Origin of the sequence: Methanobrevibacter millerae (assembly GCF_900103415.1) — an archaeon.
GTDB lineage: Archaea > Methanobacteriota > Methanobacteria > Methanobacteriales > Methanobacteriaceae > Methanocatella > Methanocatella millerae.
On record NZ_FMXB01000018.1, the window covers coordinates 14,659 to 29,696 of the forward strand.

The following is a 15,038-nucleotide window of genomic DNA, read 5'->3' on the forward strand; positions in this document are numbered from 1 at the left end:
TGTTGATTATGAAAACTGCTAGTAAAAATGATTCTGCTAAGAAAAATGCCGGATATAAGGCTGCCGAATATGTTGAAGATGGAATGGTTTTAGGATTGGGAACCGGTTCCACTACACATTACTTCATTGAAAAGGTTGGCATGAAGATGGCTGAAGAAGGAATTAAGGTACAAGGAATTCCAACTTCATTCCAGTCATTATTGCTTGCCAAAAAATGGAACATTCCAATAACCACTCTAGAGGAAAATGACGTTGACCTATCTGTTGACGGAGCCGATGAGGTTGACGGTGACTTTAATCTGATTAAAGGCGGCGGAGCGGCACATACTAAAGAAAAGATTGTGGATTATGCTGCAGAAAAGTTCATAGTAATCGTTGACGAATCCAAGGTAGTTGAAAAATTGGGTACTTTTCCAGTTCCTGTTGAAGTCATTCCCGACGCATCACGCATTGTAATCCAGACCCTTGAGGATATGGGAGCTGAATGTGAAATCAGAATGGCTCAAAGAAAGGACGGCCCTGTAATAACAGACAACGGCAATTTTGTAATCGATGCGAAATTTGCTGAAATAGCAAGTCCTCAGCACTTGGAAATTGACTTGAATTCAATTCCTGGCGTTGTGGAAAACGGAATATTTTCACAGATGGTGGATAAGGTTATTGTCGGAACTTCCGATGGTACAAAGGAATTATAAGCTAATATTTCTTTTAATTTCCTCTTTTATTTCTTCTATTTCTTCGTCATCGTATTTATCTAAAAATTTTAGGCAGATTTCTTCTTTGTTTAAATCACTGTTTTTCCAGAAGAAATCCTCGAATTTACTGTAGTCAACAATATCCATATGATACTTTTCGTAATAGTGCAATGGATGATTGTTTAAAAAGTCAATGCCTTCCTGGGTAATGTTTTCGCTGTTAATGTAGTTATTGTCATTTAAATATTTTTTTAGCCTTTTTTGAGTGATGTTATAATTGCTTTCGCACATGAACATGGCATATTCGAACTCTATCTTTTCATAAATCATCTTTAAAAACTTGTATGCAATGTACCTGATATCCTCATTGGGATAGATTTCATCGCTGAACTGATTAATGGAGCTGATTAGATTATTTTCAACCTCATCGGGATTATAGTTCAGGTTTATCCCGCAGTAATGGCAGTATTTGTCATGGCTGTCAATCGGCATGTCGCAGTATGGACATTTCTCGTCATGGGTGATTAATCTGGCTTCTTCAGGAATATTGAATAGATAGGCCAATCTGATTAATAATGATTCGTTAACTATCATTCCGGCTTCATATTCCTCTTTTATCTGATCCCTAATCTTTAATGCATCGGAATAGGTGACGTGAGCGTCGTCAATCAGCGTTTCTATATAGTGTGACAGTTCGTCGTCGCTTCCGATGACTTCCTCTAATGTTAATGTTTTCAATGGAAGCTTTTCCTCCAAATTAACCAGCGTATCAAGGATTTCACTGTCATTATTGATGAATAACTCCTTTATTCTTTTGAAATAATTATCATTAATTTCTGATCTCTTTTCCATGCAGTCGTATCGTATGATGTCATCGTTTAGAGCTAAACTGTATGCTATCAGGCATTTATCGACGTTCAGTAAATGTATGCTTGCGCAGATGTTCAAGTCATAGAAATGGGTTGAAAGCTCCTCTTCTGTTTCAATTTCCCTGTTTGCGATTACATGCTCTCCGGGAACTACGAATTCAATGGCGCTTGCCACAATATTTTCATTAATCATTTCCGCATAGCCGTATTTGATTAAAAGCTCCACAACGAATCGTGTCGGCTCCATGATGCTTGGCTTGTTGTGTTCGCTCATTGTTTTTCTGAGTTCTTCCAGAAAGAGTCCGTTTCCCCGGAATTCCGGAAGTATGTAGATGTTGTTTAAGGCTGCGGTCATGAATTCCCTTGAAAAGTCATAGGAGCAGAAGCCCACAACCTTGCAGTCAAAGACCATTTCCTTGAACAGGTTGCACTTTTCGTTTTTAAGGATGAAATTCTCCTTTTTCATTGAATCAAGAATATAAGAATAATTATCCTGTAAAAGTGGTGTTATTTCTATTGTGCTTTCGGTCAGGTATACCTTTTGCGTATTGTTTTCCCGTTTAAGATAATTGATGGTTGCCATAATATCACTTAATTTCAATTGATTAAATATTCGTGCTAAATTGTATTTAAATTATTCGGTTTATTGTTTAGTTTTGACTAAAAATAGGCTTTAAATTTAGCTGTTCCTAATAATAATCGGTTAAATTAGGTTTTTTAGGTATATAAAAAAATAAAAAAAGAAGTAAATGAATTAATCATTTACTGTTCATTAATTTTGATGGTATTTGCGATGTTTGTTCCATTATAGCTGGAGGTTATAATGTATTCTCCAGGCATTAAATTAATGTTCAAACGGGCAGTACCGTTTACATCGGTTGTCCTTTGGTAGAATACGCCGTTGATGTTGAATTCAACGGTCTCGTTTGCATAAAGATTGCCCTGTCCATCAACCAAATTGGCTTTAAACTGTGTTCCGTCTTTGTAGGTCATAGTAACGTTTTCAGCGGATAATACTGGCAATACGGTAATGTTGTTTGCCACGTTACATTCCTTATACATTGCGGTGATTATGTATTCGCCAGGCTGCAGGTTGATGTTTAATCTTGCAGTACCGTTTTCATTGGTTTTTCTTTCATACATTACACCGTTGATGTTGAAAGTAACGGTTTCGTTAGCGCCTACAGGGTTACCGTCGTCACCGATAAGGGTTACGTAGTATTGGGAATCGTTTTTGTAGTATTTTACCAAATCATTATTTTCAACGATGTTTGGAAGAACGGTAATGTTGTTGGTAGCCATTTCATCATTGACCGGGTTGATTGCGGTAATGATGTATTCGCCTTGAGGCAAGTTGATGTTTAATCTTGCTTTACCTTCGTTGCCGTTAATGTATCTTGTGTACATTACACCGTTGATGTTGAATTTTACAGCAGTTCCATTAGCCAATGGATTACCTTGGCCGTCAACGAATGTAGCGTAGTATTGGGTTCCGTTTCTGAATACCTTTACAACGTCGGTACCGCTGACAGTTGACAATACGGTAATTTTTGAGTTGATTTTGGCAGGATCGTAGGTTTCATTGCCGTCATAATAAACTACTACGTCATATTCTCCACTGTTTAAGTTAATGCTCATTTTGATGGTACCGTTTTCATCTGTTGTACGGGTATTGTTTACTCCGTTAAGGGTTATGATAACGTTTTGGTTAGCTAATCCGGTTCCGTTAACGGTTAATGTGACAGCGAATTTGGTACCGTTTTTGTAATACATTTCAATTTCAGGAGCTTCTAATTCAACAGCTTTGGTACTGTTTACTGTAATGAATGCCTGTTCGGTTTTTTTGCTTAATTTATCGTTTCCTGCAAAGTCCACAAGAACGAGGAATTCACCGTTTGGTAAAATCATGGTTACGGTTGCTGTTCCGTTTGCATCGGTAACTGCAGTGTAGACATCGCCGTTAACTGTGAAAGTCATGGTTTCATTTGCCTGTTCTTTACCGCCGTTGTCTTTTAGGATTGCGCTGTATTCAAATTCGGTGGTATTGGTGATTAAATCGCTTGCAATAATGGTTGCAGGAGCTAAGTATCCTCCGTCACTGTATACGCCCTGTACCTTTTCAGCATCCTGATATTGTGCGTCAGCAAATGCAATGAATGTTGCGAATGTTGGTGGGAAAGGTAAGGTGTCTAAGCGGTAGCTGTTTTCACCGATAGTTACGTTGTAGTATCCTCCACCTAATAATAATGCGATTCTGCTTCCGGTCATGGTGTTGTTGAATATGTATTCGTTTCCTGATCCGTATGCGGTAATTGATGCGATTTTAGCGTTTTGGATAGTGTTGTTGTAAACCATGTGTCCTTTGGAGTGCATAAGATAAATTCCTTCTTTTGCTCCGTTTATTGTGTTGTTGAACACGATTACGTTAGGGCCGGTTCCGTGCCTTACGTCAATACCGTGATTTACTACATTGGTAATTGTGTTGTTTGCAATGATGTTATTTGGACATCCGAAGTTAATCATACCGTTTGTGTACTGGTCGTGGATGTTGTTGTTTGTAATGACTGAATTACCTGAGTATTGGAGGAATAAACCGAATGAAGCGCCTTCAATGTCACATCCTGTAATAGTTAAGTTCTTGCTTTGGTCGGTAAAGATTCCTGCGGTTTTGTATTCTTCAGTGTTGGCGTTTACTTTAGTTGGATTGTATCCGGGGAATCTGCTGAGAATGTGCAAGTCAGAGATTACTGCGTTTGTATTGTTTAATGAGTATAATACTGCATAGTAAACGACAGCATATCCGCCGTCAGCGCTTTGGTTTCTTACTTTTTCAGGAACGTTGGTAGCGTTAAGGGAATCATATCCGATTAAGGTTGCGCCGTTACCTAAAATTTTAATGTTTTTGTCAGTGTAAATACAGATGTCTTCGTAAACTGCATTTTCAGCGAATTTTAAGGTGTCTCCATCAGCCATTGAATCGAGTATAGTTTGGATTTCGGTTGAGCTTGCGCCTTCAGGAACTTCATAGGTAGTGCCTGTTGGGGCTAAGATGGTGTCATAATCGACTGAAATGTCTTTAGGGGTTGGAATGTTTGTTTCGTTTGAGTATTCGCCAGGGTCAGTGTAAACACCGATGTCGTTAGTTGCACTTTGATAATCTGATTGTGCAGTTGCAACGTAATATACGAAAGTTGGAGGGAAAGGTAAATTATCCAGTTGGAAAGTATTTTCTCCAATTTCAATGTTGGAGTATCCTCCACCTAATAATACGCCGATTCTTGATTTTTTCATGGTGTTGCCATATATGCTAACATCTGATGAACCGTAACATGAAATGGAACTGATTGTACAGTTAATGAGAGTGTTTAATGTTGCGGTATGGCCTTTGGAGTGCATAAGGTAAATACCTTCTTTTGAACCTATGACTGTGTTATTGATAACCTGTACGTTTGGTCCGGTTCCGTGCCTTACGTCAATACCGTGATTAACGGCATTGATTACGGTGTTGTTTTCAACCAGGGTTCTTGGAGATCCGAAGTTTAAAAATCCGGTAGTTGCCTGGTTTTGAATCAGGTTGTTTGCGATAGTTCCGTCAGGGGAACTGGTCATGTAGATACCCCATGAAGAGCCTTCAATCGTGTTGTTGTCAATCAAGACGTTTTTAACCTGACCGATGTATAATGCTGCATTGGAGTATACTGCTTTGTCCAGACCGACAATTGTCAGTCCGCTCATTGTAATGTCACTTGAATTTAATAAATATAACGTTGCAAAGTTAGTAACCGCATATCCTCCTTCAGCTGTAGTTGCCCTGACTTTTGCAGGGATGTTGGTGTTGTTAACACCGGCGGAAGAATATCCAGTTAATGTTGCGCCGTTTCCGTTGATTGTAATGCTTTTGTCAATATATATACAGATGTCTGTATATGTTCCGGTTTCAAAGTTTAACGTGTCTCCGTCAGACATGCCATTGATTACATTTTGAATGGTCGTACTGTTGGAACCAGCACTTATTGTCTGTTCTGAAGCACTAATAATATCGTTATTTTCGCTTATGGCAATTACAGTATCTTGTGAATCAATATTTTGTGATATATCTTCAGCAAATACTGTACTTGAACCCATAAGGACAATAAAAACTAAAAAAATTCCTAAAAATAATTTTTTATTATCCATATTATATCCTCGTTATAAATATTATTAAATGTAGACTTTTAATTTTCGATATACATTTAATGTTATATTGTTTATTGGTATCTATTTAAATAGATTTTCATAACTGTGTTATATTTTACTGTTTTTTTAAAATAAGCATTACAAATCTTTTTTTACACTATTATATTTACAAAACTTTATATTGCATAACGAATAAAAAAATTAATTGTAAATCAGCTTTTTTGTTATGATTTAATATACATATCGAGAGTAGAATTTTCATGAATGTAAAAAATGTTAACAAGGTATTAAATATTCTCATTATCTGTATGTTTGCTTTAGTTATGATTTCATCAGTAAATGCAAGTGATGATGTGGTTTTAACAGATTTTTCAAACGGAACAGCTTATACTATCATATCTGATTTGTCAAATGCAGATATTCAAATGATGATTGACGGCGCTAGTAAAGGGGATACATTTGAGTTTTCATCCAAAAGCTATGATAACATTTCCCTTATCATCGACAAGCCGCTTAAAATAGTGTCATATGATAATAGCACAGTCAATGTTTTAGATACCTTAACCGATAAATCTAAAGCTTTTGGTTTAGAAAATACTTTCGGATTCTATTTTACTCAGAAAAGTTCAGGCAGCATATTGTCTGGATTCAATATAATAGCAGACAATGCGGATTATGCTGTAATCCTGGACGCTTCATCCAATACGATTATTGAGAACAATACCTTTTCAAAGGCTCTTAACAATGTTCTGGTAAGAAATGCAAGTAATGTTTTAATCACTAACAACTGCATGTATAACGCCACCAAAAACAGCCTTCAGGTACGGGATGTCCATAATATCCGGATATTAAACAATACCATCGGATACAATGGAAGGTCAGGAATCGAAACTTCAAACATTTACGATTCTGAAATATCCTGGAATGAAGTGTTCTTCAACGGATTCAACGGAATCTCAATGTACAACCGGTCCGCAAACAACAATGTAACCTATAATCACGTTTACGAGAATACCAATGGTATCTTTATCGATTCACAGTCAAGCGGCGACAGGTTCTACTACAATACCCTGGAATTCAATCGTATGGATCCAAACTGTGAGTTGGGCGGTTTTGAAACCGGTAATGGTGTTTTATTCGGTGAAGACTATGAAACCGTTGCAAAAAGCAAGCCTGACATTTCCTATAATGCATTAATACATAACGAGAATTTTCAGGCAAAGAACAATCCTTCCAAAGATCAGTTCAAGTTGGGACCTAACTATTTCGATTCAAATGACGGTGAGCATACTTTCATCTGTCCTATGCTTCTTGCAAAGATATTGAAAATGGATTTCACGTCCGTTTCAAATGGAATTGGTATTAAAATATATGAAGATGGCCAGCCGGTCGATGATTTCGCGTTCTTTGACCAAAAAATTTCAGTGGACGGCAAAGAGTACAGCGTGAAAATCCAAAACGGTCAGGGAGTCGTTGAACTTGACTCCTCTCAAGATCACACTGTTGAAATTCAACATGGTGAAAAGATGCCTGATTACCGTAAAGAGACAGTAGAGAAATACACTCCATCCTCCAAGGATAATGAGGGTTCTTCTTCTGGCGGATCTTCAAGCGATAACGAAGGATCCGGCAGCGGTGAAGGAGAATCCTCCGGTTCAGGCTCAGGAAGCGGTTCATCAGATTCCACAACTTCATCAAATGATGGAAAAGGAGGAAAATCTTCCAATAGTGGAAATGCCAACTCCAATGTCAACAGCAATTCAACCAGCACGGTATCCAATAATCGTGGTAATGTAATTGCCAATTACGGAACCAACAGCTCAGATGTAATATCCGAGTCCACTTCCCAAACCGGTGAGATGGAACAGTCCCAAGGCCAGGAAAATGCTGCCGAGGCTGGAAGCGTTGATTCAGGCGAGTCATCTTCCCCAGGTGATTCAGAAACTTCAGGCAAGGCATATGACATATCTTCCGTAAGCAAGAAGTCAAATCCTTTACAGGACAATTCCATTGTCATTGTTGCAGCCATTATCCTATTGGTTGCCCTGTTTATCTACGGTTACAGACGCAAAAATGAGTTCGAATAAAATTTAACTCTTTTTTCTTATTTTTTTATACTAGTTTTTACATATTAATTATCAATGTCATCTAAAAAAATTACTTTAAACACGAGCAGAAACTTTGAAATCATTGATATCACATCAAAAATCAATGATGAAATAGATATTGAAAGCGGAATCGTTAACATATTTTCAAAACACTCCACATCAGCCATTGTCGTTAATGAAAACGAAAAAGGCCTTTTGAATGATTTGGAATTAATGCTGTCCGATTTGGTTTCGGATAAATACTCATGGCAGCATGACCGGATTGACAATAATGCGAAATCCCATTTAAAATCATTTTTGCTCTCATCAAGTGAAACCCTTCCGATTTCAAATGGAAAGCTTGATTTGGGAACCTGGCAGTCAGTGTTTTTCATCGAGCTTGACGGGCCCAGAAATAATCGGACAATTAACTTAAAATTTATTAGTGATTAAAATGAAGAAAGCCTTAATGATTTTGATACTTGTGATTATAATCATTGCAATAGCGATACTTCTAAGCAATCTGCCGTTTGATGTTACTCACAACACTAATGTTAGCTATGAACAGATGGATGTACAGATGAGAAAATTGTGGTATTGATTGTTTTTATATTAATTTAAAAAACACTTTTGCCTTAAATTTTAAAAGGATTGGAGACAAACATATTCTTATGTTTAGGGAAATGAGGCGCAAAAAGCAGGAATTATCTCATGATGAATGCATTGATATATTAATTAATGAACCTCGTGGAGTGTTGGCTCTTTTAGGCGATGAAAAGTATCCTTATGCCGTTCCGATGAGTCACGTATACGTTGATGGAAAGATTTACTTTCACGGGGCGAAAACGGGTCACAAACGGGATGCGGTAACGAATTATGGTAAGGCATCATATTGTGTCATCGATAATGGCGTTAGAAATGAAGGGGAATGGTGGTATACCTTCAAAAGTGTAATAGCTTTTGGAAAAATCAGAACAATAGAAAATGATGGTGAAAAAAGAGAAAAATTAACTCATTTGGGAAATAAATTCTTCCCCTCACCTGAAGACACTGAAAATGAAATCAACCGGCTAATCAACAAAACTGAAGTCTATGAATTGGCTATTGAACATATGAGCGGTAAAATCACCGTTGAAAAATAGAAAAAGTAAGAGGAAATCAGTCCTCTTTTGCAATAATGGTTATTTTATTTGAAATCCTTGCATTATCATACTCTGAAGTGATAATGTACTCGCCGGGCATCAAGTTAATGTTTAAGCGTGCAGTTCCGTTTTCATCAGTCGTTCTCTGATAGAATACTCCGTTGATATTGAAGCTTACATTGACATTGGCCAGTGGATTGCCTTCACCATCCACAAGCTTTGCTTTAAACTGTGTTCCATCTTTATAGGTCATGTTAACATCTTCGGCCGTTAAAACAGGAAGCACTGTGATATTATAGGACATCTGAAGATCGGTCAGCGGATCTATGGCAGTCAGTATATACTTGCCAGGGTTTAGGTTGATGTTTAACCTTGCAGTTCCGTTTTCATTAGTTACACGATTATAGAACACTCCATTGATGTTCATAGTAATGTTTTTGCCCGCTACAGGATTGCCTTCACAGTCAATTAATGAAATATAAAACTGTGAAGCGTTCCTGAAGTATTTAACCAAGTTTTGAGCAATTAATGTAGGCAGTACAGTAATGGTATTTTCAACTGAAGATCCATTATAGCTTGTTTTTATTGTATAATTGCCCGGATTTAAGTTGATAGCTATTCTGGCAGTTCCGTTTTCATCGCTTATGCGGATGTAATTAACGCCATTGAGCTCAAAGGTCACGCTTTCATTGGCAACGCCGATATTTGCTTCAAATTTGGAATCGTTTTTATAGATTTTAACCAAATCTTGAGTATATATGGTTAATTCAGTTGTATAAACTTTTAAGCAGACAGTTTTATTTTCTAAGGTGATATCTTTCCAAACTATGCCGTCCGCACTTACAAATGACATTCCATGAATATAGTGATTTCTTGATTTTGCCTCATAAGGAAGGGCATTACTTTTAAACACGACCTTGAAAGTGTCATTGACTTTAACTGGAATATATTTGCTTAAAACGATTGTCCTGTATCCCGCAAACTCGCTTGCACCGCTTTGAGAGTGTGCCAACTTATTGTTCACGTAAATGTCAAATGAATAATTGATGCCTGACTGGTTGAAGTATGTTCCAACACCTGCAATCATATCATCATATTCTGCAGTAAATTCATTGGAATATTGAGTATAATTGCCGTCAAAATCATATAAACCAGCTAAATCCGTCTGGTAATTGACATGGTAATCTATAACATTGCTGAAAATGCAGACTGTGAAAGGATAAATTATGCCTGTATCTGAGTCAGGACTAAAAATTGATTTTTCATAGTAGGATAAGTAGAAATATCCTTCATCTCCCCATTCGCTTCCCCAGCTGTTTTTGACAATCCATGCGCCGTTTCCAGGTGGTGTAATTAAAAAGTTATCTGCTGAATAATTGTCATCCCATCCGATGATGGCAACGCCATGGTTTGGTGGAAGTGATTCATTGATATATTGTGCAGAAGTCTTTACATTGTAATATGGTGCACCGTTACTGCTAGCATAAGTAATTGAAACTGCACCATAATTTAAAATTGCTTTTTTAACGTCTCCAACATAATCGGTTGCATCAGGCATAATGAAGTAAACATCATGAAGACGTATCTTGTTTACGCTATCAATAAAAACAGATAATTTTCCAACCTCATCATATTCATCTTCTTCTTCACCAACACTCAACCAACTAGCTGCATTGGCTAAAGCCCCATAATTAAAACCTCCTTCATCAGATAGTAAATTTCCAAAATCTGAGTATCTTATTTGGAGATTTTGCATATAATTTTCGGAGATATCATATCTGATGCCTGTTGCTTTTAAAAGAGCGGTTTCCAGTGCTTCTGCAAAAGCAAATGTCCAGCATGAGCCCATCCTGCCTTGATTTTTAACAGGAGTAATCCATCCCCAATCACGCAAATCAAATCTTGATGGAATGCTTGAAACATTGATTGTATTGTTGATTAATGTCAAATTCAATGCAGGATATTCAAAAGATAGCGGAGCATAAAATGACTGATTAGTGATTATGCTGTCATTATTATACTCATTATTGTTGAGATTGCACCCATTCTTATCAAAATCAGTAAAAATTGCATTTGCATTGTTTGCAAATAGACAGTTGGTGATATTATACCATGAATCGCAGGCATACACAGCATTTGCCTTATGTGCTGAGTTGTTGATGAATCTGGAATCGGTCAATGTCATATTACTCATATCACAATATATTGCACCACCATAACTAGTGGAACTGTTATCGGTTAGTTCATTTGAATCAAAAATACAATTATCAATCGTGCTGTTGGCAAATGAGATATAAACTGCTCCTCCAACATGAGCTTTACTGTTTGTGAAGTTGGAACTGTTCAGGATTAGATTGCCTCCCAATTGAATATATGCTCCGCCAATCATGGATGAGGCATTGTAAAACACACAATCGATTATTGTGGCATTATAGAATTCCATTCCATAATCCACAAGTATGGCGCCTGCATTTTTAAATGATTTGGTGTTGATAAATTCACAGCCTTTGATATAAGAGTTACCTGACCATCTTATGGCAATCGCTCCTGCAGATTTATCCGCAGTAAGATTAACAAATCTGGAATTGATAATTGAACTTTTAGAATTTTCAAGATATAGTGCAGATGCATAAACAGAGGATATGTTTATGAATTCTGAATTGTCTATATTGACTGTAGAGCCTGAAGCATAAATTTGACCATATTTACTTGATTTATTTGAAGTGATAAATGAGTTGCAGACATTTAATGTGATATTATCTGAATATATGGATGATCCCCTTTCAGCAGAATTGTCAATAAAGCGAGAATTGCTGCAATTCAATATATTATTATAAAATGCAATTGCTCCACCGGCAGTGGCACTATTGTTAATGAAAGTAATGTTATTTAAGGTCAATTCTTTATTAGAATATATTGCTCCGCCACGGCCGGCATTATTGTTGATAAAAGTCACATTGTTTAATGTTACCTGTCCTGCAGCAAATATTGCTCCTCCTTTGGTGGAATTACCGTTGATGAATATAAGATTGTTTATTGTTACATTGTTTCCGGTTATGTTGAATATTCCGGATTGTCCTTTTCCATCCACAATATGGTTGTTCCCGTTTATCGTGAAGTTGCTTTTCTCAATAACAACCGGACCGCTGTCACTTTCATTGTTGAAAGTATAGTCATGAATTATTTCCAATACATCTCCAGACCAATTTATATGATTATTTAAATCTTTAAACGTATAATTTATTATATTGTCAACATCCTCAACGGTATAGACTTTCAAACAAGCAATAAAATCTTCAGTGAGATATAAATCTTTCCATTCATGACCATTATAGAAAAATGATGTGTTTTCAACGAAATGCACTCTAGACCATGGACAATAACAGAATGGCATCAGATTTGAAGTAATAACCGCTTTGAATATGTCGCCTTTTTTGATTGGTATGTATTCATTTAACTTGATTGTATGGTATCCTAGGAATGGAGACAAACCATCTTGCGTTAACATCAATTTATCATTTACATAGATTTCTACAGTGTAATTCACATCACTGCTGTTGAAGTAGGTTCCCACAGCAGCAATCAAATCATCAGATGCAGCTTCAAACTGATTGGCATAAACAATGCTTTCATTAATTGATTCATCTATATCCAGGGTTATTTCATCGCCATTTAAACCAGCAAAAAAACCGGACCATATGAAGTCATGTTGGTAATTTTTATTATAGGGCACTGTATTTTCAATTACAATCCCAAAAGCTTCATCATTAATATAATATCCTGTTAAAAATGTTTTATCATAATATGAAATGTAAACAATTCCCTCATCTCCCCATTCGGTTCCCCAGCTGTTTTTGACAATCCATGCACCATCTCCCGGAGGAGTGATTAAGAAATTATCTTTTGAAAAGTTATCATCCCATCCGATAACTGAAACCCCATGATTAAAACCAATACTTTCATTAATGTAATGTGCAGAAGTTTCAGGATTATAATATCCATTCGCATCATCAGTTTCAGCATAATAATCCACAGCTAATGCACCATAGTTGAGAATTGCGGATTTTATCTTAGAACCTGCAGGCACCTCATCATTAGGGACAATAATTATATCCTGTATATGAATAATATCATATCCTTCAGTTAAGAATGGTGAAAGTTTTCCAATCTCATCATAAGTGTCTTCTTCTTCAAGAGCGGGACCATACCATCCAATCAGATAAGAAGCTGAAGCGGAATATGATCCCGCTTCCTCCATCCGCGCATTACCGTATGGGAAATATCTTAACATATTATGGTGCATATTGCCTTCTGACAAATCAAATTCCAATCCATATGCCTTTAATAATGCAGATTCCACGGCATTTATTATTCCGAATGTCCAGCATGCACCCATGCGGCCTTGGTCTTTAATTGGAGTGACCAAACCCCATTCGCGCAAGTCAAATCTTGAAGGGGGAGTATTGACATTAATGGTATTGTTAATTAATTTCAAATCCAAAGCCGGAGAATAAACATATGTCGCATAAGAATATGATTCATTGGTAATTACTGTATCATTATTATAAATATTATTTTCAAGAATGCATGTTTCACAATCAAAGTCTGTAAAAATTGCAACAGTGTTATTTAGGAATGTTGAATGGGATATTTCGTAATATGAATCACATGCATATATCGCATTACCGGAATATGCTGAGTTATCAATAAAATTAGAATCACAAATTATTAAATCACTAATATCTGAATAGATTGCACCGCCATAAGCATGATAATCGCTTTGATAGCCTGCAATATTTGAAGTAAAATTACAATTGTCAAATTTACTATCGGCATATGAAATGTAAACCGCACCGCCATCACATGAAGCTTTATTGTCTATGAAATGAGTGTTATCAAATAATAAATTACCTCCCAACTGGACATAAGCTCCACCAATCATAGATGATGAATTTTTAAAAACACAATCAATTATTGTAACATTACACATTTCATCTCCATAATCCACCAGTATGGCGCCTGCATTTTTAAATGATTTGGTGTTTATAAATTCACAGCCTTTGATATAAGAGGTACCTGACCATCTTACGGCAATTGCTCCTGCAGTTTTTTCTGCAGTTAGATTAACAAATCTGGAATTGATAATTGAACTTTCAGAAATTTCAAGATATATTGCAGATGCATAAACAGAGGATATGTTTATGAATTCTGAATTATCTATATTGACTGTAGAACCAAATGAATAAATTTGGCCATATGTACTTGTCATGTTTGAAGTGACAAATGAGTTGCAGATATTTAATATCTTACCAAAACATGCAATTGCTCCACCGAAAGTGGCATTATTGTTAATGAAAGTGGCATTATTTAATGTCAATTCTCCATTAGAACATATTGCTCCGCCATAACTGGCATTATTGTTGATAAAGGTTACATTATTTAATGTTATCTGTCTTGTAGAGAATATTGCTCCTCCTTTGGTGGAATTACCGTTGATGAATATAAGATTGTTTATTGTTACATTGTTTCCGGTTATGTTGAATATTCCGGATTGTCCGTTTCCATCCACAATATGATTGTTCCCGTTTATCGCGAAATTGCTTTTCTTAATAACAACCTGACCGTCGTCACTTTCATTGTTGAAAGTATAGTCATACAGTATTTCAAACGTGTTCTGTGATTCATTAATATCCTTTTCCAATTGTGTAAATGTCATTGGGTATTTCATGTTTGAAATTGTTTTTTCAGCAATTACGCATTCATTATCATTTGCTTGTGCCAATGTAGTATTCTCTTCACTTGTTTGCAGATTATCCTCAGTTATTTCATTGTTTGAGGACAATTCCATTTGATTCGCATCTTCACTGGCTATTGGCATATCATTCACATCACTTGCGCAAACGCCGGCAATGCTAAAGAGAAAAATAACCAGTATTATCAGAATTATGCTTTTTTTGTATCCCATATTTCCGCACCCCATGAAAAATATTATGAAAAAAATGTTTTATATTGAACGAACAATATTCAAATCCATTATTTTCGCATAAAACATTCAAATCATGTTTAAAA

At 36.3% G+C, this 15,038-nt stretch carries 8 protein-coding genes; 5 read left to right on the forward strand and 3 right to left on the reverse strand.

Features of this window, described 5'->3' with window-relative positions; all coding sequences use genetic code 11:
- The first annotated feature begins 8 nt into the window (after positions 1-8).
- On the forward strand, positions 9-695 hold the full coding sequence (gene rpiA / locus F3G70_RS09515) for a ribose-5-phosphate isomerase RpiA (protein ID WP_149732471.1): 687 nt from the start codon (positions 9-11) through the stop codon (positions 693-695).
- Here the strand turns inward: rpiA and F3G70_RS09520 are convergent.
- Together F3G70_RS09520 and F3G70_RS09525 are read right to left on the reverse strand one after the other, a co-directional pair.
- Positions 690-2,147 (reverse strand): hypothetical protein, encoded by a 1,458-nt coding sequence (locus F3G70_RS09520; RefSeq protein WP_149732472.1) that lies wholly within the window; start codon positions 2,145-2,147, stop codon positions 690-692. The genes rpiA and F3G70_RS09520 overlap by 6 nt on opposite strands.
- 179 nt (positions 2,148-2,326) lie before the next feature.
- Positions 2,327-5,689, reverse strand: a complete 3,363-nt coding sequence (locus tag F3G70_RS09525; protein WP_223166065.1) for a right-handed parallel beta-helix repeat-containing protein — start codon at positions 5,687-5,689, stop codon at positions 2,327-2,329.
- A gap of 311 nt (positions 5,690-6,000) precedes the next feature.
- Between F3G70_RS09525 and F3G70_RS09530 the strand changes: the two genes are divergently transcribed.
- The 4 genes from F3G70_RS09530 to F3G70_RS09540 all read left to right on the forward strand — a co-directional run bounded on the left by F3G70_RS09530 (position 6,001) and on the right by F3G70_RS09540 (position 8,969).
- On the forward strand, positions 6,001-7,827 hold the full coding sequence (locus F3G70_RS09530) for a right-handed parallel beta-helix repeat-containing protein (RefSeq protein WP_149732474.1): 1,827 nt from the start codon (positions 6,001-6,003) through the stop codon (positions 7,825-7,827).
- A 54-nt stretch (positions 7,828-7,881) separates the two neighbouring features.
- Positions 7,882-8,280, forward strand: coding sequence for a secondary thiamine-phosphate synthase enzyme YjbQ (locus F3G70_RS09535; RefSeq protein ID WP_149732475.1), 399 nt, complete (start codon positions 7,882-7,884; stop codon positions 8,278-8,280).
- Between the two features lies 1 nt (position 8,281).
- Positions 8,282-8,428: a hypothetical protein gene (locus tag F3G70_RS12130; protein ID WP_188118145.1), complete on the forward strand. Its 147-nt coding sequence runs from the start codon at positions 8,282-8,284 to the stop codon at positions 8,426-8,428.
- Positions 8,429-8,498: 70 nt separating this feature from the next.
- Complete coding sequence (locus F3G70_RS09540) at positions 8,499-8,969, forward strand: pyridoxamine 5'-phosphate oxidase family protein (protein ID WP_149732476.1); 471 nt, start codon at positions 8,499-8,501, stop codon at positions 8,967-8,969.
- Positions 8,970-8,985: 16 nt separating this feature from the next.
- On the opposite strand, the gene F3G70_RS09545 is transcribed toward F3G70_RS09540, so the two are convergent.
- Positions 8,986-14,934, reverse strand: a complete 5,949-nt coding sequence (locus tag F3G70_RS09545) for a C1 family peptidase (protein WP_188118146.1) — start codon at positions 14,932-14,934, stop codon at positions 8,986-8,988.
- Positions 14,935-15,038 lie beyond the last annotated feature (104 nt).